Here is a 24,133-nt window from a genome sequence, read left to right as displayed (position 1 = left end):
GCGATTCTTCATTGCACGAATGTCTAAGGACCGTCAGTTCTTCTTCAGGTCTTCGGCGAGCATCACCAGGATGCCGCTGGGGCCGCGCAGGTACGTGAGCTTGTAGACGTCGCGGTAAGTTGCCACGCCGCGAAGTGGATGACAGCCGTGCCGGGAGGCTATCTCGAGTGCAGCGTCGATGTCATCCACGGAGAACGCGACGCGGTGCATACCGATCTCGTTCGGGAGGGTGGGGCTTGTCTCGATTGCGTCAGGGTGGAGGTATTCGAAGAGCTCGAGCTGACCGGAGCCATCCGGCGTTTTGAGTACAGCGATTTTGGCATGGTTGCCATCGAGGCCGACGGCGGTATCAGCCCAGTCGCCGCTGATCGTATCGCGGCCGACGAGTTCAAGGCCCAGGTCCGTGAAAAAGGCGATGGTCGCGTCGATGTCGCGGACGGCAATGCCGACGTTTTCTAGTTTGATCGTCATGCTTCGCATGCTACCGAGAGGTGCACTGAGGTGGCAGGGCAGCTTTTCGCTGCGCCCGTCAGCCGGTCCTTCACCGCTCGCGTCCGAGCTCGGCCTATCTCGCGGATCCGTCCCGACGGGGAGCGACGCACGCTTACCCCGAAGGGTGAAATGCACGATGAGCGGGCGCTAAGAGCAATACGTTTCCCACAGGTCCTCGACCGGATCGTGTGCCTTCTACACCCCATTCGTGAGGTGTGCACAAACGACCGGTTATGCACCGGTGTTCTGGTACTTCTTCCTGATGCGGGGTCAGCGGGCTCTAGAGAGATTTTCGCCCATCGGTGGTGAGTGAATGGAACGAGTGTTCTGCTACCCGGTTTCGCACAAACCTGTGGGCTTGGGCATCACCTGCCCTCCCAACCACTCGGGGGATTCTTTGCCTATGGGCCGCTCTACGGGCTCTTGGTGATGATCCCACCGCTATGGACGGGGCGTACTTCGACGCCTCCGGTGCTGGTGCGGACGGCCGGGTTCAGGCGAGCGATTGCGATGGCGGCGTCGAGGTCAGGGGCTTCGGTGACGTAGAAGCCCGCGACGAAGTGACTGGCTTCGACGAAAGGGCCGGCTGTCGCGTCGTCGCGTCGAATGGAAACCGCGTTGGCTCTGGGCGTGAGGGCGTAGGCGAGGGACGTCGAGCCTGAGGCTTCGAGGTCTCGTGCGTGCTGGTCGTTCTCCTCCAGGTCGGGTTCAGCGGCTTCGAGGTCATGGAGAGACTCGTCTGCATAGACGAGGATGGCGAAGTCGGGCATAGGGTGGCCTTTCGATGGCTTTCTGATCCTGCAGCTGCAGAATTGGCTTCAAGTGTGGGTCTGATTAGTTCACGACAAGGTTCTGATGACCGTCGATGAGTTCACGCACGATATCGAGGTGGCCGGCGTGCACCGAGGTTTCCGCGAGCACGCGGAACACGACCTCGCGCCCGTCTGCCGTGGGCGGTTGCCCGAACTGGCTGGCTGGGGGCCACCAACGGGGAGGGGCGTCCAAATCAACCGCGGCGAGTATTCTGTCGCTGCCAAGGATCTGCTCCTGATAGATACGGACGGCGTCTACACCAGGCATGGGTGCGGAGTGCCACCCGTCATGGAGGGCTTCGATCGCAGCTGGGCTACCGCCGAGGACGGCTGAGATCCAGAACATCTCGTCGTCGAACGCGAGGTGGTTCAGCAGCCGGGTCACGGTCCAGCCTGACGGTACGAGTGGCGTGCTCATCTGCTGTTCGGTCAGCCCCTCGACGGCGCGCAGTACGTGGTCTCGTTCGGCGGCCAGGTGGGCGAGCAGTTGGGCGTCGCTCACGCCTTCGACTCGTAGCCGATGAGCCACCGAAGCCCGTGTCGGTCGGTGACCTGACCGTCAGCGCCGTTCCACGGCCGTTGCACCAGGGGATCGATTGCCGTACCGCCGACGCAGAGCTTGTCGAACCACTCATGCAGCACTGCCGGCTCAACGGTGCCCAGCAGGGAGAGCAGCAGGCCCTCGCATCGCACCGAGGGCTCTCCTTCCGGCGTGTCAGAGCCCGCCAGGGAAACAACGCCACTGAGGACACCATGAGCGACAGCATCCGGTGGACCATCGTTCCTGCCGTGATCCTCGTAGGAGTCCAGGGACAACTCGCCTCCGAAAACTTCGGCATAGAACCCAAGTGCTTCCCTCGCCGTTCCAGGGAAACTGATGTAAACGAGGGGTGCAGCCATGATGATTACTCCTGACATTGATTCTGTGAAGCTGACCGAACGGCCCTCCACTACTTCTTAGACGGTCCTGCTACAGAAAATTCATCGGCCCTCGATATCGCCTGCGGATATTCGAAGCGACGCGGCGCGGAATGGTGCGATTTCGGTCAAGGCGGTGGGGGAGTCGGTGGGGGAGTTGGAACGGCACCGAGCCTAGTAACAGGCAACCTCGTGCAAGCTCGGATAGACAGGATTATGACCGTCCCCGTGTACCAGTAATGCTCCACCTCCCAGCCCCCAGGACAGCTCGTACTGGCCGTCATTGATCGGACGGATCCCGTCGTCAGCCGTCCACGACCCTGTCCGCCACCCGACACCAACCGAATGCACTGAATAGACCTGGCCGCTGCCTGACATGAGGAAAGAGCTCTCCCGGGTGATGGCCCGGCACCCATCCGACGCGGAAGGGTCCAAAACCGTATATGCAGCACCGAAAGCGGCATCCCCAAGGAAAGCGAGCACACACCCGCCGACAGCCAGAGGCGTAACAGCTCTCCAAACCGGGGCGGTGCGGTCACCCGGGAATGTTCTCCGGTCATCCTCACCAACGACCAGACGCCGATGGACAAGACCGAGGATGACGGAGACGACAAACAGGACAACGCCTACGACCCACGGCGGAAGGACAAACGAACCGAGGGCAAAGATCAGGCCGCACCACCCCAGCACCAGAAGCAACAGTGAAGCCAGGCCGCACAGCGACGACGACCATCGAATCCGTTGCAAAGCCGATTGGCTGGCGAGCCCCCAGGACGACATCATCGCGAAAGCCTACCGGCGGTCTTTGCAGATGCTACCTAGTTGGATTCCTCATAGGTGGCGTCGAGTACGAGATCTCATCAACAGGTGGACGGCTTTGAGCTCCACCCTTCGGGCTCCACCCGCTCACAGGTCGATGACCCCGGGGTAACTCAGCAGCCCTCGAGGATCTGATGGTTGTCACTTCACACGCGCGGCTTGGAGGCTGTGCACATCCAGCATTCACCACAGGTGTACCGTGCCTTGTCGGTGACGGTGGTGGGTATGCGCAGGCGGCTATTGGTCCCTGCTGTCCAAGTGGGTGCGGGACAAGCAGCGAAGCGTGGGGAGCTTGTGCCGTGCACATGGGGTCAGAAGGCCGGTTTTCTGTGTCGTGGGCGGAACACGGTGAGACGAGTTCGCGAGACAAGGTGCTGGCGGTATGTTCATCGGCAGGATTGACCGGTGGCAGGCAAGGACACTTTAACGCTGGCGGCGTGTGCCGGCCGACGCTCGAGGCAACACATCAGTCACTCGGGCTGGCATGTGTTGCACAAGCCGATCTGAGCGGTCCCGTGAACCTGTTGTTCTAGACCAGTGAGCTGAAGAGTTCCGCTTTGCCTGTTGGGCCGGCGACGATGATCTCGTCGTCGTCGTACAAGGTGGTCTGGGCTGTGGTGTAGTCCCATTCGCCGCCCTTGCGTTTGACGGCGACGACCGTAACGCCGTGTCTGGCGCGTAGGCCGGTGGTGCCGAGTTCGCGGTCCCAGTACTCGCGTGGAGGCCGGGTCTTGACCATGGCGAAGTTGTCCTCGAACTCCACGTAGTCGAGCATGGTGCCGCGGACGAGGTGTGCCACACGCTTGCCCATGTCGTGCTCGGGCCGGATGACGCGCTCCACACCGAGCTGGGACAGGATCTGGGCGTGAGGTTCGCTGATGGCTTTCGCCCAGATGGTGGGCCGATCGAAGCGCAGCAGGATTGACGTGGTCAGGATGCTCGCCTCGAGGTCGGATCCGATGCCGACCACGACGCGGTCGAACTCGGGCAGGGACAGCTGCCGCAATGCTTCTTCTTTGGTGGTGTCGGCGCGCACCACGTGGGTGAGGCGGCCGTTGTAGGACTGGACGGTATCTTCGTCGTTGTCGATCCCGAGAACTTCCGTTCCGGCTTCCTCCAGTTCCAGGGCCAGGGCGCCCCCGAACCGGCCCAGGCCGATGACCGCCACGGAGTCGGCGGCTGCGATCGCTTCGATGGGTTTGGAGGAGAACATGCGTTGCCTAGCCAATGAGGGGCCTTTCCTTCGGGTATTCGTAGTAGAGCGGTTTGGAACGCAGCGCCAGTGCCGTGGCGAGGGTGACCGGACCGAGGCGCCCGGCGAACATCACCAGGATCAGAACGACCTGGCCCGCCGGCGGGATGCCTGCGGTGATGCCGGTGGACAGACCTACGGTCGCGAAGGCCGAGACGACTTCGAACAGGACCCGGTCCAGGCCGAAGTCGGTGATGAGCATGAGGAACATCGTGGCGCCGATGACGAGCCCTACGGCGAGCAGCACGATGGAGATCGCCTGTCGATGTACCGAGCGGGGTAGGCGTTTGCCGAAGATGTTGATCGCGTTGCCGCCGCTGATCTCCGTATAGAGGATGAAGAGCAGCACACCGAACGTGGTGATCTTCAGGCCACCGGCAGTTCCGGCCGGGCCCGCGCCAATGAACATCAGGACGTCCATGGCGAGCAGGGTGACGGGGTTGAGCTGCGCGAAGTCCACACTGTTGAACCCGGCGGTGCGCGTCATGGCGGACTGGAAGAACCCCGCGAGGAGCCGCTCCTGGGGCCGCAGCGCCCCAAGGGTCGCGGGGTTGGACCACTCGACAGCAGTGATGAACACCGTGCCCAGGACGAGGAGGATGAGTGTGCCGCTGAGGACGAGCTTGGTGTTCATATGCCACTTGCCGGGGTACCGGAAGTGGCGGCGGAGTTCGAACAGGACCGGGAAACCCAACCCTCCGATGATCACCGCGGCGCAGATCGGCAGGCAAATCCATGGGTCCCCGGCAAAACCAATCAGGTTGTCGCTGAACAGGGCGAACCCGGCGTTGTTGAAGGACGAGACCGAGTGGAAGATGCCAAGCCATATGGCCTCGCCGAGGTTGTAGCCGTACCCGAGCAGGAAGCGTGCGGCCAGCAGAACCGCGGTGACCGCTTCGACGACGAGGGTGATGCGCAGGACGCCAAGCAGGATGCCGCGTACGTCGCCGAAACCCACGCTCTTTGTTTCGGCCGCCGCCGAGATGCGGGAGCGCAGGCCCATGCGCCGTGCCAACAGGACACCTAGGAGGGAGGCAAAGGACATGATGCCGAAGCCACCAACCTGGATCAGGGCCAGGATGATGACGTGGCCGCTGCCCGTCCAGTAGACCGGAGTATCAACGACGATCAGCCCAGTCACGCACACGGCCGAGGTCGCCGTGAACAGGGCCTCGAGGAAGGTGGCGCTGCCCACTCCGACCTTCGAGGTGGGAATCATCAGCAGAGTGGTACCAATGAGGATCGCGGCAGCGAACCCCAGCACGATCACCTGAGCCGGGTGCCGCGGGCCCAACTGCGCGACCCAGGACGACGTACTCCTGACCATCCTGCGCATGGCAGCGACGGTGGCTGTTCGAGAGTCCCGGAGGGTATTTCTGCTCGACCTCACGGGAATGCTCCGACCTCCAAGGGATGGCACAACTAGGAGCGGACGATCCGCACCAGTGGCTCATTCAACCGCATGCTGAAGGGCCAGAAGGCTGTCTTAACACGTTCTTGATACCCGCCAATAGAGCCCTGGACCGCTTCCCAACAAGCCGGATGAGCGTCTGTAGGGGAGTGGCTGTGTTCGCGGCGTCGACGTTTCAGGCGACGAGGGCCGTTTGTAGGCTGGTTTCACCACACCGGTCCAGACCGCCACCGGGCGCAAATCCAGCCGATGTAGCGGATGGCACTGGAACCCGGCCGCACGCAGTTCCGCGTGGCCCTGCCCATGACACCGGGCACCTGCCACACCGCCGGCGAGTACACCCGATCGACAGGCCCGGGCGGGCGATAACAAGATTCGGGCTGAACGCATAGTAAGGAAAGAACACCTTTTGGCTGCATTCCTTTCAGGTGAGGATGTAGAGCTTTCCACCTTGGCGTTTCTTTACTGAGGTTCGGTGCGGGCTGTCGTCCCCTTCAGCGTGCGGCTGGCTGGCGACATCGGTCATCGGGTGCTCCTCACGGTGGACTCTCAACGGCGGCTTGTTTTGAGTAGTTCAAAACAAGCGCTACAGTGTTATCCATGCCTACCGCAGCTACTTCCCGCCCCGACACCGATCTGCTACGGCAGATGATCCGTGCATCGGGACTGAAGGTGACGGCCCCCCGGGTCGCCGTGCTGCGCGTGCTGCAGCAGCTCCCGCACTCAAGTGCGGAGCGTGTTTTCGAGGGTGTGAAGGACGAGCTGTCCAGTACTTCCCCGCAGGCGGTGTACGGGATCCTTGCTGCCTTCACGGGGGCCGGGCTGGTCCGCCGGTTCGATCCCCCGGGATCGCCGGCTCTGTTCGAGTGCAGGGTCGGGGACAATCACCACCATCTCGTCTGTACCAGGTGTGCCACTGTCAGGGACGTCGACTGCGTCATCGGGGAAGCTCCCTGCCTGCAGCCATCCGATAATGCAGGATTCACGGTCTTTGCCGCCGAGGTGACGTTCAACGGCCTGTGCGAGCAATGCCGCACCGCCACGTCGGCCGACGACGACCACTGATACCCACAACAAAACACACAGCAATCAGCCGCTGACCGAACCCCGGTTCAGCGTTCTCCTTCCGGGCAGGCGCTCTGTACCGTCATGCCGTCATGCCGTCATGCCGTCATGCCGTCATGCCCGGATCCAAGACGAAGGAACCACTATGACTCTCATCGATTCCACCACCCGGACCAGCCCGTCAGGTCTCCGCCCGGCCTCCCGAAACCACTTCATCCCCGCCTCGCTGGGCGGAAACTATGTCACTACGGCGCGCACGACCCGGCGAAACCAAATCACCGCAGGCACCTACACATCCTGCCCGTCTGCGTCCGCTGCACCTGGAGCCTACGTCACTACCGAAACGCCCAGCCCGGTCACCGGCGGCACGTACACCTATACCGGCTGGCGCCCCTAATCCAGTACCGGCCAACTCACCCTCAGAAACGACTTAATCGTGCTGCGGCGTGCAACGCGCGTAAGCCTGCCACCAGCACGGCGACAGTGCAGACGAGGCTCCCACGATATGGAGCCCGAAAATTCCCTTTGTCATGAGGAAAAACCGGAGACGGAACCGTGTGGTGCGGTTCCGTCTCCACCCCTTTGGGGCATGAATTGAGGCGTCGGTCCGGGTTGCCGCGTTTGGTGGCTGGAAGGCTGCGTACATGACAGACCAATCCCTCGAGGAGCAGCCCAGGCCGCTGCGGTTCCCCACCCTGCAGCAGGTAGCCGACGAGCTGAACACCAAGCACAACACCGTTCGAGGACTCATCGCCTCAGGGGACCTGCCGGCCATTCAGATCGCCGGCCGAGGCCAGTGGCGCCGCGAACACACCAAGCTCGAGGACTACATCACCGGCGCCTACGCCAAAGCCCGCACCGAGATCGCGCGAGGCGAGTTGGGTGGGGCCGCTGGAGTGCACTTCAGCACGCAAAGCGGACTCCGGCACGCACGGCGGCGGCGGCGGCGGAAGAATCTTGAAGAAAATCCTGGCCTAGCTGTCGATCCGGCGGCAGGATGTTCGTCGTCGTTAGTGACGGAGCCGGACAAACCGGCCCGCGACCCAGTGCAGGAGGCAGCTCCATGGCCAAGTACGCAATCCTCATCTACGAAGACCCGGCGTTCTACGCGAACGCGTCGCCCGACGCGTGGGGCGCGGTGATCGACGCGCACAACACGTTCACCCAGCAGGTCTTCGAGCTCGGTGGGTCCCTCGCGGGCGGGGAGGCGCTCGCGCCCACTACGACGGCCACCACGATCAAGGGTGCCGGCACGGTGACGGACGGCCCGTTCGTCGAGACCAAAGAGGCCTTCAACGGCTTCTACGTCGTGGAGGCGCGCGACCTCGACCACGCCGTCGAGATCGCCAAGCTCTGCCCGGCCCCCGGCGGCGGCGTCGAGGTTCGCCCGGTCGTGGACCCGACGACCAACCCGTTCTGATCGCTCCCAGCGACGAGCCGACCGCGTCCGCCACGCAGGCGGACGAGGTCGCTGCCGCGCTGGCGCAGGCCCACCGCTCCGAATGGGCCTTCGTGCTGTCCGCCACGGTGCGCGTCGCCGGCGACCTGGACGTCGCGGAGGAGTGCGCGCAGGAGGCGTACGTCAGCGCGCTGCAGGCCTGGACCCGGGACGGCGTCCCGGAGCGGCCCGGCGCGTGGCTGACCACGGCGGCGCGGAACCAGGCGCTGGACCGGTTGCGTCGCGAGGTCACCCTCCGGCGCAAGCTCCCGCTGCTCGTGGAGCCGGCGACCGTCGATCCGCACGACTCGGCCGACGTGGACTGGCCCGACGCCGCGGTGCCGGACGACCGGCTCCGGCTGGTGTTCACCTGCTGCCACCCCACCCTCGCCCCCGAGGCCCGCGTCGCCCTCACCCTGCGCGTTGTCTGCGGCGTTCACACGCCCGACGTCGCCCGGGCCTTCCTAGTGTCCGAGCCGACGATGGCGGCACGGATCACACGGGCCAAGAAGAAGATCTCCGAAGCGCGGATCCCCTACCGGGTTCCGGGCCGGGCGGAGCTGCCCGAGCGCCTGGACAGCGTGCTCACCGCCGTCCACCTGCTCTTCAGCACCGGCCACACGGCCGGCGAAGGGGACGCGCTCGTCCGTGAAGAGCTCTGCGACCGGGCCCTGCACCTCGCGCGCACCCTCGCGGCGCTGCTCCCCGAGCAGGCCCAGACTCGCGGGCTGCTGGGCCTGCTGCTCCTCACCGACGCGCGCCGGGCCACCCGGACCGACGAGCAGGGCCGGCTGCTCCTGCTCGCAGACCAGGACCGGACGCGCTGGGACCAGCGCGCGATTCTGGAGGGGCTCACGGTGACGGCCGGGGCGCTGGCGTCCGGCCCACCGGGGCGGTTCACCCTGCAGGCGGCGATCGCCGGCGTGCACGCGATGGCGCCGTCCCTGGAGCAGACCGACTGGCCGCGCGTCGTGCACCTCTACGACCGGCTGCTGGCGGTGTGGAACACCCCGGTGGTCGCGCTCAACCGGGCCGCCGCCGTGGCGTTCGCCGACGGTCCGGCCGCCGCCCTGCCGCTCCTCGACGAGCTGGCGACCGATTCCCGGCTCGCCGACTACCCCTACCTTCCCGCCAACCGCGCCGACCTGCTGCGCCGCCTCGGCGACGCCGCCGGTGCGGCTCAGTCGTACCGGCGCGCGATGGATCTCACGGCGAACGCCGCGGAGCGCGCTTTCCTGGAGCAGCGCCTGGCCGAGGTCAGGCGCGCCGCCGGCGCCGAGCCCGCGCCCGACTGAGGACGGCGGGCTCGGCGGTCACCGCTCCGAGGCCTCGCCCGGGGCTCCCGCGTCGCGCCCCTGGCTCGGGTTCTCTCCCGCGTTCCGGTCGTCGCCCGAGGGCTCGAAGGTACCGTGCTGGTCCGTCTCGCGCTGGCGCAGGCTCATGCCCTCCTTGTCCTCGAGCCGGTCGGCGGCCTCCTTGGCCTCGTCGATGCGATCCTCGACAACGTCCAGCCGCTCGTCGCCCGTGCTCATCTGCGCCTCCTGGGGTGCGTGCCCGACGTCGGCCATCTCCGATATAGGAGCCTTTGCGGGGCCGCCGTGACCTGGGGCGATGCCAGGGGCCCACGGCCTGCCATCCGTCCTTCCCGCTGCATCGGCCGACCCGCGCCCCGAGGTTCTCCGCGGCTGGTCGCGAGTCTCCCGGCGCAGTTGCTGCAGCTGCTCGTCGACATCGTCAAGCTCGGCGGCGGCGGCGTAAGCGGCTGAAGCTGCTTGAGCGCGCGGTGAACGGTGAGCTCGGCGGTGCAGGAGAAGGCCAGACCGTCCTCGACGGGGTTGCCGGCGCGGAGTCGCTCGGCGCGGGCCTGGTTGCTGGGCCGCTGCTCGCCGAGCTGGCCGGCAAGCACGGTGCGCCAGTCGCCGTCGGCGACGGGGACCGCGGGTCGGGCATGCCCGCACCCGGGGGTTCATCTCCTGGCCGGTACTGGAGTCCGAGCAGCTGACGGTAGAACTCCGCCAGTCCTCGGACATCAGGAGTGCCGAGAACCGTGTGCAGCACCTGCGGGAATCCTGTCATGGGCCGAGACTAACGATCACTAAGGTTCTCACGTCAGCGAGCCCTGCCCTGTGGCTCGTATGCAAGAAGGACCATTGGGGAATTCGCACACGCCCACCGACGAGTTCAGTCGAGAAGCCGCCTGCTCGGTATACCTTGAGGCATGAACTTCATGATTGGCCTGTATGTCGTGATAGCCGCACTCGCGATTGTCATGATCTTTATCGGTTCGAGTCTCGAGGCCAAAGTGCTCTACGGCGTACTGCTCCTCCTGAGTATTGGCCTGATGGTGTACTACCGGGGGCGCAAGAAGGCAACCGATCGGCCTGAATGAGGGTGTTCGCTGCGGGATCCTGTAGCGGACACCGAGCTCCGCTTTGCCTGCGGTGAGAGATGGAGGCTTCCATGATGATTCCCGCCTCCTGCATCAACGTGCAGGGAGATCTTCCTCCACGTTTTGGATTCCGCGGACATCAGAATCGAACCAAAGAAGGCAAGCAGCGAAGGCTAGCCCGGAGAGAACGAATCCGACAAACGGGACGGTAAACCCATTGACCAGGATAAGAATGGCCCCTGCTACAGCTAAGGCGACTAGGAGTGGCCGCTTCCATTTATTAGTGGTGGGCTTGAAGGTCAGCGACTTTTTGAAGGCGATAAGACCTGCATACACTAAAGCAAGGATGGAGGTTGCGGATGGTCTCAGTCTTGGCCGATCTAAAGTAACTTCGGTGAGGCCGGGGAGCAGCTTGTCGCTGAACTCCATCGAGATGGATAGAAGGGTCACCAGAGCAATGACAGCTGCGGCCCGTCGCCGATACCTCATGGTCGTTCCCCTCGACGTGTGTGCAATGTAAGTCAGACCGTACAGCGCGCCGATCGGTTCAACGAGGATCCGGCGGGGGTCTATGTATGTGAGCAGCTGGGAAACGTCGAGGGTGCCCGCAAGGGGATGGTCGGGAGGGGCGCCTTCCTGGAGCGTTGCTACAAGCTTGGTTCAACCTTCCGCGGAGTATCGTCGCGATCAGCTCGTCCCCATAGGTATGCCGACGACGCCAGCAGGATCAGGGCCGCAATGGTGAACCAATGAGAGTCATCTAGTAGGACTGATGAAGCTGCCGCTACGGCGAAAACGATGGTTGCGGCCAAGTACGTCTTATGTCGTTTCAAGTCCACTTCGACATCCTTCACTGTTCGCGATGAGAGGTACTACCGAAGGTGGTGTCTCTTGTGCCCATCCCCGCGCAGTTTAGATGCCAAACAATCAACTAGCTTTGGAGGCTCGATTCCGACCCTTCGGATCGTTATGGTCGCAGAGTAGTAGACCCCTCACCTCAGTGGTCTAGGTACATCGTTTCCTTGGGGTCCGTAGGGCGATCCTCAAGCGAAACTCCCGAAAGTGGTTGGTGTGGATCGCGAGGGTTGCGGCCTCGCTCCTTCCAGTAATCGTCACGTTGTCTTCGAACGAATTGGACTAGATAAACCACGACGGCGATGACCGCAACCGCTTGGGTAACGACGCCCGCCCAGACCCAAGGGCTGTCATTGTCGATGAGTGCGCGCAGGACCATTGACGCGACAAAAAGGCAGACTATTGCGATAAGACCAGCGGCCTGACTTCTCTTCCGCTGCGAGCTGCTACTGCCCATGACGCCCCTTGATCCCTTTGCGTGATTCGACCGACTCTAGTTCCAGAAAGATGTCTCGGTGATGGATCCTGCGCCGGACGGCCCGACTGCTAGCTTCAGTCCATGACTGATCCCTATGGGCTTACTTCCTACCAGGCGCGTACCAGAGGTTCCCTGCTCATCGACGCGCCCCGCGAAAGGGTACTCGAAGCAGCAAGCCGAGTGACCGACCAAATGAACCGATACCAACTCGTCGAGCTGTCTTCCAATCGAGCAGTCTTCAGTGCTCGAATGAACTGGAAAACATGGGGCCTGCGAATCACCCTGCTACTCACTCAAGACGATTCAGGGCACACCACTATCGATGCCCTGTCTGAACCCCGGCTAGGTACCACACTGTTCGACTATGGCCAGGGTAAGAAGGACCTGCACCGGATCCTGAACTTTATCGAGCAGGAGGTCAAAAAGCCGAGGGCGTCACACGTGTAAGCCAACGCGTGTTCAACACCGGGCCGTCCCGCTCAGCGATCGGCGAACGCGCCGGGAGAGTCTGGTTGTAGGACACGTTAGGCGGCTCCTGCGGGACCGTTGACTGCTTCGGCTGCCATAGCAGCGGTTACCAATAGCTCGCTCAGCCGTTGCTCGAATGACTCCTTGGCGCCGAAGAAGGTTTGGTCGGTGGTTCGCCAACCGAAGGTGTCAAATGCATGAGCTTCAAGTTCAGTACGATCTCCGAGGGAGGTTGCTGTCACAGTGAGCGCGACCGGTAGTGCCGCGCTGCCTGATGGTGCGTTACCAAGGAGTCGGTACCGCCAGGTGGAGCCTGTCCGGATCAACACCGCGTTCCCTGTTCTTTCGACCTTCGCGCTCGAGTTGAACAAGGATCGAGCTATAGCGTCGAGGGCATCGGCCGCGCTCAAGGGGGAACTCCAGACCTCGCGAATCTCTACGATCGCATTCTTTTCTGGGGGGTCGTTTGTTATCAAGGTCGTCCTTTTCCGAGGAAGTAGCGGAAGACGAGGAGGAGGAACCCGACGAGCAAAGTGCTTCTGATTAGTAGCCATGCATTCTCCCGGCCCCCGCTGAATTGACCCAACAACAACCCTGCTACAAGTAGCAGTGTCAGGACACTGGAACCGACTATTGCCGCTACCACCTGCGCGAAGGTCTTGTTCATGGGCCGCCTTGGTGTTGAGGTCATGCGCTCATCTAAGCAGTGCCAACGAAGCGTGGCGCCAGTCCGGCGTCTATTTCTACCGATCATCTCAACGCCCGTATGCCGGTCCTTCACCGGGATGCATACGACTCACCCTGCGCCAGTCGTCTCGGACTACTCCGCGCTGGTTGGCGCCGTTCCCGTATGACCCGGCCGAGTTAATGCCCGGTGAACACCCTCTATGCGGACGCGTGTTGGGAGCGCGGACACCTGCAGCGGGTCCCGTTAAGGCATCCTTTGACTGGATGGATGTAGCAGTAGGTTGCGCTGGCTTGAGTAGCTCCAGCACGGATGGTTGTACCGGTTGCGCTGGGTGCGCCCGCCTCGAACCTGGAGGCTATGGGAGCGGTATGAGTGTCAGCCAGTGCTTGGCTTCCTCGACGGTGCTGAAGTGGCGGGTTGTGTAGGGCGGGCGCGCCCGCTGCCTGTAGTAAGTGATCAGCGTCTGGCCACGGGGATCATCGCTCACGACGGCCAGGGCAGCGATGTTCAACCCGTCCGCGAGGATTTTCATCGCACTGTCGCTGGCTGACATGACCTGATGGAGTTCCAGGAGCATGGGCGGACACGAGGTGGGGTTCATGAACTCGGCGCGAAGGACGATGTTCTCCGCGATGGCGTCTGTGATGTGTATGGCCTGGGTCCATGTCACCCACAGCAGGCCGTCGCTCATTTCCGAGGTGAAGGACTTTTCTACTCCGTAGCTCTCACCGAAGATGCTGGGGTGCTCACGGGTGGGATCGAGCAACCATTCGGTGGCTTCCTCGTCATCGGTGAAGTACCGGGTGGGTGTTACTGACCGGTGGGCGAAGGCTGTGAGGACCCGTCCCATATCGTCGGCGCCGATGATGGCGCTGCGGGAGGAGCAGATGTCCCTGATCAGCAGTTGTTTAGCTTCCGACGTGATGTATTCGATGAGACCGATGCGCACCAGGAGGGGTCGCGGACCGTCAGGGGATGCGGCGGTGACTGCTGTGGTCGCAGACACCACGTCGGAGGCTTCCATGGTGATCCCCGGACTCCACTGAAGGGACACATAGTTTCCGGCGTCCTCGAGCGCATAGCGGGCTCGTGTTTCCTGCTTCACCATAAGTTCCCTGATCTCGACGGGTACAACCTACCGGCACCAGCGCCACGGCAACTCTCGTGCCGGCGGCGCCGTCATCCTCAAAGACACGGCATGCTGTGCGATCAGGCGACGCTGCAAGTAGAGCGGCTGAAGAACCTTCCTGAGCGCTGGCTTATCGGCGACTCCTTAGAGGATCCTTGCTTGGATGATCTGGTCGGGCTGATCACGGTTGGTGGAGACAGGTGACTCCTGGGGTCTGCGGTGAAGGCGTGGTCTCATCATTGAGTCTCAGCCGCTGTATTCCCATCAAGGGGAACCGGAGCCTTTGATGGTTCCGTCAGCAATGGTGACTCGGGTCGGATGCATTGGATGGGTGGCAGTGTTCGGTCACGCAGACAGGACGGCTGTGGTGTTAGCCGGCGTGGGGGCGGGTGATCAGCCAGGTGCGGGCTTGGTTGGCGGTGTCGAAGTGGCGTGGGGTAGGGGGATTGTGGACTTTGGTGAAGTAGCTGAACAGGAACCGGCTACCGGCCTCACGCCTTCACCAGGGCGTCACCAACCTCATGACATAGAACAGCTAGCTTGCGACATCAGTCATGAAGATCGACTCACAGCGGATTCCTTACTGTTTCGGCGCAGGGTGGTCCGGGCCACCTCGGGTCCCTTCCGACGCTACAAAGGGCTGAGGTGGCCAACAACGTGAGTAATCACTTGGTGACATCCACGAAGACAGGATTTGCGTAGAACCAGGTGTCAAGCCAGGGATCGGCCTCGACGGTTCCGCTCCCGTGGCGTTGTGGACCCGAGGGGTCAACGGCGGCACCGTGGTAGCCGGGCCCTGTCCGGCGGCCGTCGCTGCCACGTACGCGGAGGTAGAACGTTTCGGCGACGTCACGGAAGGTATGCGTGACCGTAATGACACCAGTGCTGCCGGACACGTCGAATTGGCGGGACACACGCGTCTTGGGAGCGCGCAGGGCGTCCCGGTCCGCGACCAACCCGGTCACCGGCCCACTGATGACATCGACGTGGGCCACTCGGGGGAGAATGCCTGCAGCGTTCCGGTACTGCGTCGGCGTAAGGGTGATGGACACCTCAACATCCGATCCCCGCCGCACCTGCAGGCGCGAACCAAGCGTGACGCCGTCGTCTTTCTTGGTCCTCTTGTCGTTATTCTTGCCGCCCTTGAGTTCCCGTACGCGCACGTCGAGCCCCGCCAGCAGATGGCCGTGATCGATCCACATGCGGCCTCGGCGCATCGCGTCCAGTACGCCGGTGTACGAGCCCTCCGTGACACCGGTATGGAGGCGGCTGAACTGGCCGGGCCAGAAGTCGCTGCCGCCCTGGGGTTGCCCGGTCTCCATGGGGTCCGGACGGCGCCCTTCGACGCTCCAGCGGTCGAACTCATTCGGCAGGCTAAGGTACGGTTCCCGGTCCGGGTAGGGCCCGGTGCGGAGGGTGTCTTTCACCGTCAGGTGATTGTCGGAGTTGGAGGTAATCCAGAACGGCAGACCCTCCGCGAGGAGCGAGTCCCAAACGCCTCCGACGGTCGCCGTCGCCCAGTCGAAGCCTCCGTAGGGCCGGTAGGCATCGGCGGGGAACCCGCCGAAGCTGAACTGGCTCGGAGCGTTGACGTACTCGCCCCGCTGGTCACCCGGCACCGTATTCTGGCTGATCCCGCTTCCCTGCGCGCCGGGCGCCCCCTCCATTCCGATCATCACGTCACGCGCTGAATCACGCCAAGCCCGGAGTTCGTGGGGCGAGTCGATACCGAGGCGGAGCGGATGGTTTGCGAGGACGACGACGTCGTCTACGTAGCCCGTCCGCCGCTGCTCGGCGAGCCAAGCGATGGCCTCGACCGCCTTTTGTTCCGCGAACCGCTCCTCGGCGGAGCCCGGTGACGGCTTCTCCCAGCGGTTGAGCTTGCCGTCAAACACCAATTCGAAAGTGCGTAACAGGTCGACTTCGTGCGGGCCCGGCGCAACGAGGACCGAGCCGTGCTCGGCCGCCGGGATGTACCACTCAAGGCCTTGGAAGATCAGGAGGTCGGGGTTCACTGCGCGCTGTTCAAGGATCTCGCGGTTTGAGGAGACGACTCCTCCATTGTTGGCATGCCCGAAGTTCGAGTGCTCGGTGAAGGCCAACCAGTCGACGCCATAGTGACGGGCCTGCTGGAGCTGCTGCGTAACACGGTACTTGGCGTCATGGCTGTACTGCGTGTGGACGTGGTGGTCGCCCACGAGCCAGGTCAGCGTCGGGTCGGATTCACGCTTGCCGCGCCCCTGACCGTTTCCAGGAGCCGCGACCGCCGTCACAGCTGGTGCCAGCGCGGCTCCCGTTCCTGCGAGCACCGCTGCTGAGCGGAGGATCGCTCGTCTGTTCCAGCCGAACGAGGCAATTTCCACGTCCGCGGCGTCCTGTTGGGATCCTTGGTCGTGGTGGTCGGTATCAGAAATGCACATGGGAGTCCTTGCTGCGGGGTCTGGGGAACGCTGTTGAAGCGTAGACACGACGTATGACGCAGACATGAACCTGTAGTGAATGGCACCTCGGTGAGGAGCACCCTGCCACCTTCTCGGACTGCCGAAACTGCCTAAGACACGGGCTAGGACACTGTCTAGCTTTCCTCGGCCGCCGGAGCGGCCGCATCCTGTTCGGCGCTGCCGCCATCGCCCTGGTACGCGTCCACGGGGCTCACGCCTGCCGCGTGCTGGCCGGCATTGAGGGAGGACGTGGTGCTGGCCGCCGAGGATGCGTCGGGTTCCTCGAGGGTGGCTTCCTCGGAGATGTTGATGTCCTGGCGCAGATGCGAGCTGTCGGGCAGCGGCCCATGAAGAGAGGTCATGCCATCGAGTCAAACAGCGGGAGGTGAATCCTGAACAACCCCGTTCGGCACCAAGAATTCACTAGTGCGAGGTCACAGTTCGGGAGAGCTTCGACGTGGGCTGTGACCTCGAGACACCTTGAGTCCTGTCGTGCTGCCCCTCCGAGTTGTAGGGCCCTGACGGCGTCTGTCATAGTGGCCGGGCGATCAAAGTGACGCCACCCTGAGCGTCTTCCGCGACACCGAATCGGTGTAATCATGACCAAGAACTCAGTCCCTACTGTGGCGACAGTCAGCCTGACACTTCTCCCGAATCATCTGAGCATCTACCGTTTTGATCCGTCCAGTTCCTTGGAGAACCTCGGTCAGCTGCCTGGGGTGTGGTCGATCACCCGCACTCAGAAGGAGCTTTCCGTGGTGGCGGAAGAAAGTGCCGGTCTTTCATCCGACGAGGTGGATGCGGGATGGCGTTGCCTCTACGTTGACGGGCCGATCCCATTCACGACGGCTGGAGTCGTTGCCGGTCTTACAACTGCGGTCGCCCAGCAGGGCCTGCCCGTGTTCGTCATATCGACGTTCGACAGCGATCTCCTACTCCTTCGCGAGGAGTCCTTGGAGCAAGCCATACAAGCTCTGCGTAATGACGGTCATCTGATCCGGCCTCATTGAAGTGCCACCATGGATGAGAAGAACCACCTACACGAGTACCTAGGGTGATTCCCGCAATGTCACAAACGGACGTATTCGCTACACATCTCCAAGACGCTTCCACCGACTCCAGAAACTTCGTTCTGTCTCGCTAGGGGACCCATTGAGACACTGTTGGTTCTGGTCCCTGTTCGAGCATCTAAAGCAGTGGCAGAAGGTATGTGCAGAACCGCTGCGGCGGATTCGGTGTGTTGGTGCGGATAGTGCTTCTAGGTGTTGGGATCGAAGTCCAGGTCCAGGGACTCGGGGCTGATGAGTTCCCGCCAGGCCGATGTCGCCCGAGCGCTTCGTAGCGCTGTGGCGATCGGCATCCGGTCGACGGCGACCAGCTGTGCCAGGTCCAGTCCGGTCAGCGCGGCGAGTATCGCCCTCCTGCAGGGCCTCGAGAGCTTTGTCGAACTGTGGGCGTCGGGCATGAGCACCACCGACCCCTTGATCGACACAGAGGTCATCGCGGCGGACGCCGGCGGCGAGGAGGTCAGCGATTTGCCGGTCCGTGTCCTGGGCGCGCGTCGACACCCTCGCGTACCCAATCAGCTTGCCCACACCACTCTTTCACACGCTGGGGGCCGCCGGGTGAGTTCGCGACCGATGCCAGGGTGGTAGCTCGCGTGCAAGCGGTGGTACCGGTTGCGGTACTGGTCGCTAGTTCTCGCGTTGTTCGTAGACGTCGGGGATCCCGTCGCCGTCAGCATCAACTTTCTCCTGCTCCTCGATGCGGCGGTAGTGCTTGTTGCGGGATCGCAGCACCACACTGGACAGCAAGGCGGCCAGGAGCGATGCCGTGAGAATGGCGACCTTCGCGTGGTCTTCCTGCTCGCTGCCCGCACCGAAACTGAGGTCGTTGACGAGAAGCGACACCGTGAAGCCGACCCCCGCGAGGATGCCCACGCCGAGCAAATCCCACCAGCTCAGCCCGGGATCCAGGCTTGCCTTCGTCGATTTCGTGACGATGAACGTGGTCAGGAGGACACCGATCGGCTTGCCGAGTACGAGCCCGAGGACGATGCCGATGAGGACGGTATCAGTGAGGGCCGACATGAATCCTTCCGCCCCGCCGATCGCCACACCGGCTGAGAAGAAGGCGAAGACGGGAACCGCGAAGCCGGTGGACAGGGGTCGGAAGCGGTGCTCGAAGACCTCGGCGAGTCCTGGCTTGTTAGGCCTTGGAAGCTTGGGTGTTCCGTCAGGAGCGCGCCGTAGCACGGGGACGCAGAAGCCGAGCAGTACGCCTGCGACCGTGGCATGGACACCCGAGGCGTGCATCAACGCCCAGGTAGCGACACCGAGGGGTAAGAGGATCAGCCAGGGGCCGAGGACGGTCCTGCCGAAGAACTTCGGCCTGTGCTGGGCGAGTAGGGCGAATAGGCCGAGCGGCAGGAGCATCCACAACAGGAAGACGAAGCTGACGTCCTCCGAGTAGAAGAAGGCGATGATCGCGATCGCGATGAGGTCGTCGACCACGGCGAGGGTGAGAAGGAAGATCCGCAGCGCACCCGGTAGGTGGGAACCGATGACCGCGAGCACGGCCAGGGCGAAGGCGATGTCCGTCGCCGTGGGGATCGCCCAGCCCCTCAGTGCGTCCGGTGAGGACAGGTTGACGGCAACATAGATGAGCGCAGGGACGACGACACCACCGAAGGCAGCCGCCACGGGCACGATCGCACGACTTATGCGTCGCAGGTCGCCGGCGACGAACTCGCGCTTGAGTTCGAGACCGGTAAGGAAGAAGAACACCGCCAGCAGGCCGTCCGACGCCCACGCGCCGACGGACAGCTTGAGGTGCCACGGCTCGTAGCCGAACTCGAAGTCGCGGATGGCGAAGTACGTATCACCGAAGGGCGAGTTCGCCCAGATGATGGCGATCGCCGCGGCGATGAGCAGCAGGATGCCACCCACGGTCTCCTTGCGGAGTATCTCCGTAATACGCAAGTACTCCGGGTAGCTGGATCGCTCGAACAGTACGCGTGAAGATCGTGCTGTCTCGGGTGAGGGGTTATCGGACATGAGGCCTCCTAAAGCTGCATAACGTACTGATCCCACCGGGCGCATCATCACCCGGGCCTGCACAGCCGCGGGCTTCACGCCAAGCTATATCGCTCGCCTCGATGATCACCACGCTGCGCTGAGCCTCACCGCGGCCGGCCTCGGCATCACTCTGTCCGGGCACGCCTCATCCACACCGCACTCACCGTACTCCGGGAGGCCGCCACATCACCATCACCACAAGCCCCTAGGCATCCGTCGGCTGAGGAACGCTGAAGGATCCCCTGCGGGACGGTGTTGGAGCGGCCAAACCCGCCAACCCGTCTCCAAGAATCCCGCCACGTTGGTGAGGTCAGCCCACTCTATTCCTGGTCGCCGGATAGCCCGATGCTCATGCTTGCGCAGGTCTATGCGCAGAATGAGGTCTGCTCGCTTCAGGCTTCGAAGTGTGAAGCCGCTTGTTCCTGGTTCAGGGAGTGCACCACGCGTGCGGCGATCTCGTTCAGTGGCGTGTTCCTGCTGCTGGAGGCTGCCTTGAGGATCATCATTGCCCGCTCGTGAGTGCAACGGTTCTGCCCCATGATGATGCCCGCCGCGATCTGAATGGTCGCCCGGGTCTCCATGGCTGTTTTCAGGTCGGTCATGGCTTCACCCAGGTGCGCTATCCGCACAGCGGTCCGGAGCGCTCGGGAGGCGTCCTGCGCGAGGTGTTCGGCAGCGCGGATGAGGTGGGCGCCGAACACGTCGACGTCGCTGGAATACAGGTCCAGGGCTGCCATGGCGCCGCCGTCAAGTGGGATCGGAACTGCCAGCGCAGACAGGATGCCGCTGCCGGTGATGCGCTGTGCGTAACCACCGAACCGGGTTTCGGTCCGGAAGTCCTGTACGAGGCAGGGGGCGCCTTCGCGTGCGGCGCGCAGGCACGGACCATCATCGAAGAGGAACTGCACTTCTCCTACGGCCTGGGCGCGGGGACTGCTGGCCCCGACGATGGCCCTCTTACGGGGACGCAGCAACACCACGGCGATGGGAAGATCACGGCTCTCTGCGGCGAAGGTTGCAGCGGCCTCCCGCGCGAGGGAGGTGAGGTAATCGGCGATGTCCACGCTGTCGAGCACCAGGTCCTGCACGGACTCCGAAAAACCAGTCGCAGTCGCTGCGGGAGGCTCACCATGGCCGGTTGCCGGGTCGGCTAGTGCGAAGGCTGGTGCATCAGTGCCGGGAAGATCGGTATTGCGAAGTTCGAAGCCGGGTAGTTCTGGCATGGCGGGCCTACTCTCATCCTCGGGTTTATCCCACCACGGTGATGGGCGCACGAGGAATAGCGCCGCCTGCTGCTAGTCGACGAATGTAAGTCTATAGCTCTGCTGTCTAGCTATATGCAGGGCCTGGCGCTGCGGTGGGCGTACCCTGAAAGGAGAGGGTCCCGGCTGGATCCCTCGCCTTAGTTCTTCTCGATGGTGCCCGCTGTTATGACAGACGGGCGCATCCATTGGTCGGACCCGATCCCCCAAAGGGGCAGGATGAACGACCATGATGCCTCTTTCTCACCCGAAAACGGCTACGGACCGGACGATGATGCGTTCGGCCGCTCCGCGGTGCGTGATTCCCTGGACAGCTCCTTCACCCGCGTCGCCCAACTCACCGCCGCGCTCATGTCCGTCAGTGGTTCCACCGTTCTGTGCGGGGTGACGTTCCTCAGGGCCGGACGCGCAGAAACCGTCATCAGCAGCAACGACACAGCACAAGCGGTGGATGAGGTTCAGTACCGGTTCGACGACGGGGCGTGCCTGACAGCAGCCCGGACCGGGCAGCTCGTCCACCTCCCTGACCTCACCGCCCCCGCTCACACCACAGTGGTAGGCGAGGCGTATCGGGACGCATTGGTGACCATCGGCATCGCGTCCGTTCTGGCCGTTCCTGTGGAGCTCACCGATGACACCCGGTGCGCCCTCAATTTCTACTCCACGATTCCGCATGCCTTCACCCCGACCGCTGTGGCTTTTGCTCAGCGCTTCGCCGTCAGCAGCGCTTCCACACTGCTCCACACAGCGCAGACCGTGGAACTCGCCGGCGGGATGCAGGGCCTCACCGCGGCGTTCCATTCCCGATCAGTCATCGACACCGCGACCGGCCTGCTCATGGCCCGTTACACCTGTACCCGGGAACAAGCCCTCCGCCTGATCATCGTCGCTGCGACCGACCGTGCTGTCAGCGTCAACGATGTCGCGCGCGGCATCCTCACCGAAACCGCTGCCTGACTGCACTGGGCTGCCCATCTGGTTCCGCCGTGTCCTGAAGGGGGTATCCCAGCGGTAGCCGCTTCCTCAGACTCCGATGATCGCGAGCCAGCCGGCGAGGGCGAGGAGGGTGATGATGAGGACGGGGATGGTCAGGATGATGCCGGTGCGGAAGTACTGGCCCCAGCCGATATGGATGCCCTTGCGGTCCAGAACGTGCAGCCAGAGCAGGGTCGCGAGGCTGCCGATAGGTGTGATTTTCGGGCCGAGGTCGGAGCCGATGACGTTGGCGTAGATCATCGCTTCCTGTGTCAGGCCGGTGGCCCCTGCGGCGCCGATCGCCAGGGAGGCGATCAGGACGGTCGGCATGTTGTTCATCAGGGATGCGAGGACCGCGACGATGACGCCGACGCCGAGGGCGGTGATCAGGACCCCGTTGTTGCTGATGGCCGAGAACACGCCGGCGAGTTCGTCGGTGAGGCCCTGGTTCCGCAGCCCGTAGACGACCAGATACATGCCGATGGAGAACAGGACGATCTGCCAGGGTGCTTCCCGCAGGATCCGCGGGACCGAGATTCGATCGTTCGAGAGCGCTACTGCACCGCCGCCGGCTGAGGACATGGTTGCGTCATGGTGCCCGTCAGGGGCGCTGTGGGCGCTGTTCGCGGTGCCACCGGTGGAGCGGTGGGCCGCTCCGACCGTTTCGTAGTCGAGGTCGGCTGCCCGCCCAGCAGCATCACCTTCGGACAGAGGTCCCTGCACCGCTGGGACGGGCGTACGGGGGAAGAGGAAGGCTGGTTTGCGGGACGCGACGAGCATGAGGACGACGGCGCCGATGCCGGCGACGGCGGACAGGGGGATGTGCAGTGGTTCGGCGGCGAAGTAGCCGATGAGCAGGACGCCGAGGATCACCCAGCCAGTCTTGAACGTCAGGGGGTCCGCGATGGCTGACTTCGGCTTTTCGAGGACGGAGGCGTCGTAGTGGTGAGGGATGACCTTGCGGAAGAACAGGAGCAGGACGCCGAGACTCGCGGCGACGGACACGATGCCGACCGGGACCATGACGACGGCGTAGCGGGCGAAGCTGATGTCGAAGAAGTCGGCAGTGACGATGTTGACGAGGTTCGACACGACCAGGGGCAGGCTGCCTGCGTCGGCGATGAACCCGCAGGCGATGACGAACCCGAGGGACGCTTTGGCGGGGAATTTCAGGGCCAGGAGCATCTGGATGACGATCGGGGTGAGGATGAGGGCCGCGCCGTCATTGGCGAACACCGCCGCGATAGCCGCTCCGAGCAGAACGATGAGCGTGAACAGCAAGCGCCCGTTGCCCCTGCCCCAGCGGGCGACGTGCAGGGCAGCCCATCTGAAGAACCCGGATTCGTCGAGGATGAGGGAGATGATCACGATCGCGACGAACGCGAAGGTCGCGTTCCAGACGATGTCCCACACGACCGGAATGTCCGACAGGCTCACCACTGTGGTGATCAGGGCCAGGGCGGCGCCGCCGAGGGCGGACCAGCCGATGCCGAGGCCTCTGGGTTGCCAGATGACCAGGGTCAGGGTGGCGAGGAAGATCAGAACGGCGACCACGGTCATGGCAGTCATAGCAGCAGGGCTCCTAACAGGAGGGGCAGAACAAACGCACGGACGAGCTCACCGGTGAGGTCGTGGTGAGGTCGTGGCGAGCTCGTGATCGAACGCCGGGCGAACAGGGCAGTCGATCGTGACCCTTGTCGCCCGGGGCGGGAAGAGGGTGGGGTCGGGTCAGCGGGTGGTGAGGGTGGTGTGGAGGGCGGTGACACGGTCGAGGATGTCGTCGCGGACCAGGCGCATCCGCTCGATGCCGTCGATGCCGCGGTCGCTGGGCTCGTCCGTCTCCCACCGCTCGTACAAGGTGCCTTCGACCTCGTCGACCTGCGCTTCGGGGCCGACGATGACGACGAGGTCCGCCTGCTCCTGATCCTCACGCGTGATCTGGCGAGGGACGTTCTGGCTGATGTCGACCCCTACTTCGGCCAGGACCTGGGCTGAGAGACCGTTGACCCCGGACCCGGGCTTTGATCCGGCGGAGGCGGTGGTCACAAACTCCCCGGCGACCTTGTCCATGAGGCCGGCGGCCATCTGGGACTTGCCTCCGTTCTTCACGCACACGAACAGGACGGAGGGCTTGTCGGCCTTGAAACTCACAGGGGTACTCACT

Annotated in this window: 25 protein-coding genes and 1 pseudogene; 9 read left to right on the top strand and 17 right to left on the bottom strand. The window is 63.5% G+C overall.

Translation table 11 applies throughout. From position 1 onward, the window contains the following. Nucleotides 1-33 precede the first annotated feature (33 nt). The 6 genes from AC4D2O_RS07970 to AC4D2O_RS07945 all read right to left on the bottom strand — a co-directional run bounded on the left by AC4D2O_RS07970 (nt 34) and on the right by AC4D2O_RS07945 (nt 5,620). Nucleotides 34-471, bottom strand: a complete 438-nt coding sequence (locus AC4D2O_RS07970) for a VOC family protein (RefSeq protein WP_490906257.1) — start codon at nt 469-471, stop codon at nt 34-36. A gap of 434 nt (nt 472-905) precedes the next feature. Further along, the gene (locus tag AC4D2O_RS07965) at nt 906-1,262 is read right to left on the bottom strand and encodes a YciI family protein (RefSeq protein WP_490906256.1); all 357 of its coding nucleotides are present in this window, start codon (nt 1,260-1,262) and stop codon (nt 906-908) included. A 64-nt stretch (nt 1,263-1,326) separates the two neighbouring features. Further along, nucleotides 1,327-1,806, bottom strand: coding sequence for a mycothiol transferase (locus AC4D2O_RS07960; RefSeq protein ID WP_490906255.1), 480 nt, complete (start codon nt 1,804-1,806; stop codon nt 1,327-1,329). Continuing rightward, complete coding sequence (locus AC4D2O_RS07955; RefSeq protein ID WP_490906254.1) at nt 1,803-2,204, bottom strand: VOC family protein; 402 nt, start codon at nt 2,202-2,204, stop codon at nt 1,803-1,805. Before AC4D2O_RS07955 ends, AC4D2O_RS07960 begins: the two co-directional genes overlap by 4 nt. A 1,366-nt stretch (nt 2,205-3,570) precedes the next feature. Beyond that, nucleotides 3,571-4,254: a potassium channel family protein gene (locus AC4D2O_RS07950; RefSeq protein WP_490906253.1), complete on the bottom strand. Its 684-nt coding sequence runs from the start codon at nt 4,252-4,254 to the stop codon at nt 3,571-3,573. A gap of 7 nt (nt 4,255-4,261) precedes the next feature. Continuing rightward, the gene (locus AC4D2O_RS07945; RefSeq protein ID WP_490906252.1) at nt 4,262-5,620 is read right to left on the bottom strand and encodes a TrkH family potassium uptake protein; all 1,359 of its coding nucleotides are present in this window, start codon (nt 5,618-5,620) and stop codon (nt 4,262-4,264) included. 684 nt (nt 5,621-6,304) lie between these two features. On the opposite strand from AC4D2O_RS07945, the gene AC4D2O_RS07940 reads away from it, so the two are divergent. From AC4D2O_RS07940 to AC4D2O_RS07925, 4 genes are all read left to right on the top strand, one after another. Then, nucleotides 6,305-6,769: a Fur family transcriptional regulator gene (locus AC4D2O_RS07940; RefSeq protein WP_490906251.1), complete on the top strand. Its 465-nt coding sequence runs from the start codon at nt 6,305-6,307 to the stop codon at nt 6,767-6,769. 644 nt (nt 6,770-7,413) lie between these two features. Next, nucleotides 7,414-7,911, top strand: a complete 498-nt coding sequence (locus AC4D2O_RS07935; RefSeq protein WP_490906250.1) for a helix-turn-helix domain-containing protein — start codon at nt 7,414-7,416, stop codon at nt 7,909-7,911. Next, a complete protein-coding gene (locus tag AC4D2O_RS07930; RefSeq protein WP_490906249.1) occupies nt 7,833-8,189 on the top strand; it encodes a YciI family protein in 357 nt (118 codons plus the stop codon). Before AC4D2O_RS07935 ends, AC4D2O_RS07930 begins: the two co-directional genes overlap by 79 nt. A gap of 92 nt (nt 8,190-8,281) precedes the next feature. Next, complete coding sequence (locus AC4D2O_RS07925; RefSeq protein ID WP_490906248.1) at nt 8,282-9,502, top strand: RNA polymerase sigma factor; 1,221 nt, start codon at nt 8,282-8,284, stop codon at nt 9,500-9,502. Nucleotides 9,503-9,520: 18 nt separating this feature from the next. On the opposite strand, the gene AC4D2O_RS07920 is transcribed toward AC4D2O_RS07925, so the two are convergent. Further along, nucleotides 9,521-9,739, bottom strand: a complete 219-nt coding sequence (locus AC4D2O_RS07920; RefSeq protein WP_490906247.1) for a hypothetical protein — start codon at nt 9,737-9,739, stop codon at nt 9,521-9,523. A gap of 251 nt (nt 9,740-9,990) precedes the next feature. Here AC4D2O_RS07920 and AC4D2O_RS07915 point away from each other — a divergent pair, with 251 nt between their 5' ends. Further along, entirely contained in the window at nt 9,991-10,209 is a 219-nt protein-coding gene (locus tag AC4D2O_RS07915; protein ID WP_490906246.1) for a hypothetical protein, read from the top strand. Nucleotides 10,210-10,425: 216 nt separating this feature from the next. Next, the gene (locus AC4D2O_RS07910; RefSeq protein ID WP_490906245.1) at nt 10,426-10,596 is read left to right on the top strand and encodes a hypothetical protein; all 171 of its coding nucleotides are present in this window, start codon (nt 10,426-10,428) and stop codon (nt 10,594-10,596) included. 93 nt (nt 10,597-10,689) lie between these two features. Here the strand turns inward: AC4D2O_RS07910 and AC4D2O_RS07905 are convergent, their stop codons facing one another. Beyond that, a complete protein-coding gene (locus AC4D2O_RS07905) occupies nt 10,690-11,046 on the bottom strand; it encodes a hypothetical protein (protein WP_490906244.1) in 357 nt (118 codons plus the stop codon). A gap of 964 nt (nt 11,047-12,010) precedes the next feature. Here AC4D2O_RS07905 and AC4D2O_RS07900 point away from each other — a divergent pair. Continuing rightward, on the top strand, nt 12,011-12,376 hold the full coding sequence (locus tag AC4D2O_RS07900) for a hypothetical protein (RefSeq protein WP_490906243.1): 366 nt from the start codon (nt 12,011-12,013) through the stop codon (nt 12,374-12,376). 493 nt (nt 12,377-12,869) lie between these two features. On the opposite strand, the gene AC4D2O_RS07895 is transcribed toward AC4D2O_RS07900, so the two are convergent. From AC4D2O_RS07895 to AC4D2O_RS07880, 4 genes are all read right to left on the bottom strand, one after another. Continuing rightward, nucleotides 12,870-13,064 (bottom strand): hypothetical protein, encoded by a 195-nt coding sequence (locus tag AC4D2O_RS07895; RefSeq protein ID WP_490906242.1) that lies wholly within the window; start codon nt 13,062-13,064, stop codon nt 12,870-12,872. Between the two features lie 376 nt (nt 13,065-13,440). After that, complete coding sequence (locus AC4D2O_RS07890; RefSeq protein ID WP_490906241.1) at nt 13,441-14,190, bottom strand: DUF7793 family protein; 750 nt, start codon at nt 14,188-14,190, stop codon at nt 13,441-13,443. Between the two features lie 689 nt (nt 14,191-14,879). Further along, nucleotides 14,880-16,634: a PHP domain-containing protein gene (locus AC4D2O_RS07885; protein WP_490906240.1), complete on the bottom strand. Its 1,755-nt coding sequence runs from the start codon at nt 16,632-16,634 to the stop codon at nt 14,880-14,882. A 155-nt stretch (nt 16,635-16,789) separates the two neighbouring features. Next, nucleotides 16,790-17,017, bottom strand: coding sequence for a hypothetical protein (locus AC4D2O_RS07880; RefSeq protein WP_490906239.1), 228 nt, complete (start codon nt 17,015-17,017; stop codon nt 16,790-16,792). A 237-nt stretch (nt 17,018-17,254) separates the two neighbouring features. On the opposite strand from AC4D2O_RS07880, the gene AC4D2O_RS07875 reads away from it, so the two are divergent. Further along, nucleotides 17,255-17,665 (top strand): ACT domain-containing protein, encoded by a 411-nt coding sequence (locus AC4D2O_RS07875; RefSeq protein ID WP_490906238.1) that lies wholly within the window; start codon nt 17,255-17,257, stop codon nt 17,663-17,665. A 369-nt stretch (nt 17,666-18,034) separates the two neighbouring features. Here AC4D2O_RS07875 and AC4D2O_RS07870 read toward each other — a convergent pair. The 3 genes and pseudogenes from AC4D2O_RS07870 to AC4D2O_RS07860 all read right to left on the bottom strand — a co-directional run. Next, nucleotides 18,035-18,250 (bottom strand): annotated as a pseudogene (locus AC4D2O_RS07870) (recombinase family protein); the annotation flags it as partial. A 99-nt stretch (nt 18,251-18,349) separates the two neighbouring features. Beyond that, on the bottom strand, nt 18,350-19,711 hold the full coding sequence (nhaA, locus tag AC4D2O_RS07865) for a Na+/H+ antiporter NhaA (RefSeq protein ID WP_490906237.1): 1,362 nt from the start codon (nt 19,709-19,711) through the stop codon (nt 18,350-18,352). A 413-nt stretch (nt 19,712-20,124) separates the two neighbouring features. After that, nucleotides 20,125-21,006: a GAF and ANTAR domain-containing protein gene (locus AC4D2O_RS07860; protein ID WP_490906236.1), complete on the bottom strand. Its 882-nt coding sequence runs from the start codon at nt 21,004-21,006 to the stop codon at nt 20,125-20,127. 207 nt (nt 21,007-21,213) lie between these two features. On the opposite strand from AC4D2O_RS07860, the gene AC4D2O_RS07855 reads away from it, so the two are divergent. Next, a complete protein-coding gene (locus tag AC4D2O_RS07855) occupies nt 21,214-21,951 on the top strand; it encodes a GAF and ANTAR domain-containing protein (protein WP_490906235.1) in 738 nt (245 codons plus the stop codon). A 66-nt stretch (nt 21,952-22,017) separates the two neighbouring features. Here the strand turns inward: AC4D2O_RS07855 and AC4D2O_RS07850 are convergent, their stop codons facing one another. Both AC4D2O_RS07850 and AC4D2O_RS07845 read right to left on the bottom strand, forming a co-directional pair. Beyond that, nucleotides 22,018-23,538 (bottom strand): arsenic transporter, encoded by a 1,521-nt coding sequence (locus AC4D2O_RS07850; protein ID WP_490906234.1) that lies wholly within the window; start codon nt 23,536-23,538, stop codon nt 22,018-22,020. Between the two features lie 159 nt (nt 23,539-23,697). Continuing rightward, nucleotides 23,698-24,120 (bottom strand): arsenate-mycothiol transferase ArsC, encoded by a 423-nt coding sequence (locus AC4D2O_RS07845; protein ID WP_490906233.1) that lies wholly within the window; start codon nt 24,118-24,120, stop codon nt 23,698-23,700. Nucleotides 24,121-24,133: the final 13 nt, after the last annotated feature.

The organism is Arthrobacter sp. TJ-238 (assembly GCF_058269215.1).
Note: the sequence above shows the minus strand (reverse complement) of the source record. Positions and strands in the feature narration are given on the sequence as shown.

Excerpts from the sequence above, each read along its gene's own strand:
- AC4D2O_RS07850 (WP_490906234.1), bottom strand. The coding sequence starts at position 23,538 with ATGACTGCCATGACCGTGGTCGCCGTTCTGATCTTCCTCGCCACCCTG.
- AC4D2O_RS07910 (WP_490906245.1), top strand. The coding sequence starts at position 10,426 with ATGAACTTCATGATTGGCCTGTATGTCGTGATAGCCGCACTCGCGATT.
- AC4D2O_RS07945 (WP_490906252.1), bottom strand. The coding sequence starts at position 5,620 with ATGGTCAGGAGTACGTCGTCCTGGGTCGCGCAGTTGGGCCCGCGGCAC.
- AC4D2O_RS07895 (WP_490906242.1), bottom strand. The coding sequence starts at position 13,064 with ATGAACAAGACCTTCGCGCAGGTGGTAGCGGCAATAGTCGGTTCCAGT.
- AC4D2O_RS07940 (WP_490906251.1), top strand. The coding sequence starts at position 6,305 with ATGCCTACCGCAGCTACTTCCCGCCCCGACACCGATCTGCTACGGCAG.
- AC4D2O_RS07935 (WP_490906250.1), top strand. The coding sequence starts at position 7,414 with ATGACAGACCAATCCCTCGAGGAGCAGCCCAGGCCGCTGCGGTTCCCC.
- AC4D2O_RS07970 (WP_490906257.1), bottom strand. The coding sequence starts at position 471 with ATGACGATCAAACTAGAAAACGTCGGCATTGCCGTCCGCGACATCGAC.
- AC4D2O_RS07930 (WP_490906249.1), top strand. The coding sequence starts at position 7,833 with ATGGCCAAGTACGCAATCCTCATCTACGAAGACCCGGCGTTCTACGCG.
- AC4D2O_RS07900 (WP_490906243.1), top strand. The coding sequence starts at position 12,011 with ATGACTGATCCCTATGGGCTTACTTCCTACCAGGCGCGTACCAGAGGT.
- AC4D2O_RS07950 (WP_490906253.1), bottom strand. The coding sequence starts at position 4,254 with ATGTTCTCCTCCAAACCCATCGAAGCGATCGCAGCCGCCGACTCCGTG.
- AC4D2O_RS07965 (WP_490906256.1), bottom strand. The coding sequence starts at position 1,262 with ATGCCCGACTTCGCCATCCTCGTCTATGCAGACGAGTCTCTCCATGAC.
- AC4D2O_RS07885 (WP_490906240.1), bottom strand. The coding sequence starts at position 16,634 with ATGTGCATTTCTGATACCGACCACCACGACCAAGGATCCCAACAGGAC.
- AC4D2O_RS07955 (WP_490906254.1), bottom strand. The coding sequence starts at position 2,204 with ATGGCTGCACCCCTCGTTTACATCAGTTTCCCTGGAACGGCGAGGGAA.
- AC4D2O_RS07920 (WP_490906247.1), bottom strand. The coding sequence starts at position 9,739 with ATGAGCACGGGCGACGAGCGGCTGGACGTTGTCGAGGATCGCATCGAC.
- AC4D2O_RS07855 (WP_490906235.1), top strand. The coding sequence starts at position 21,214 with ATGAACGACCATGATGCCTCTTTCTCACCCGAAAACGGCTACGGACCG.
- nhaA (WP_490906237.1), bottom strand. The coding sequence starts at position 19,711 with ATGTCCGATAACCCCTCACCCGAGACAGCACGATCTTCACGCGTACTG.
- AC4D2O_RS07875 (WP_490906238.1), top strand. The coding sequence starts at position 17,255 with ATGACCAAGAACTCAGTCCCTACTGTGGCGACAGTCAGCCTGACACTT.
- AC4D2O_RS07880 (WP_490906239.1), bottom strand. The coding sequence starts at position 17,017 with ATGACCTCTCTTCATGGGCCGCTGCCCGACAGCTCGCATCTGCGCCAG.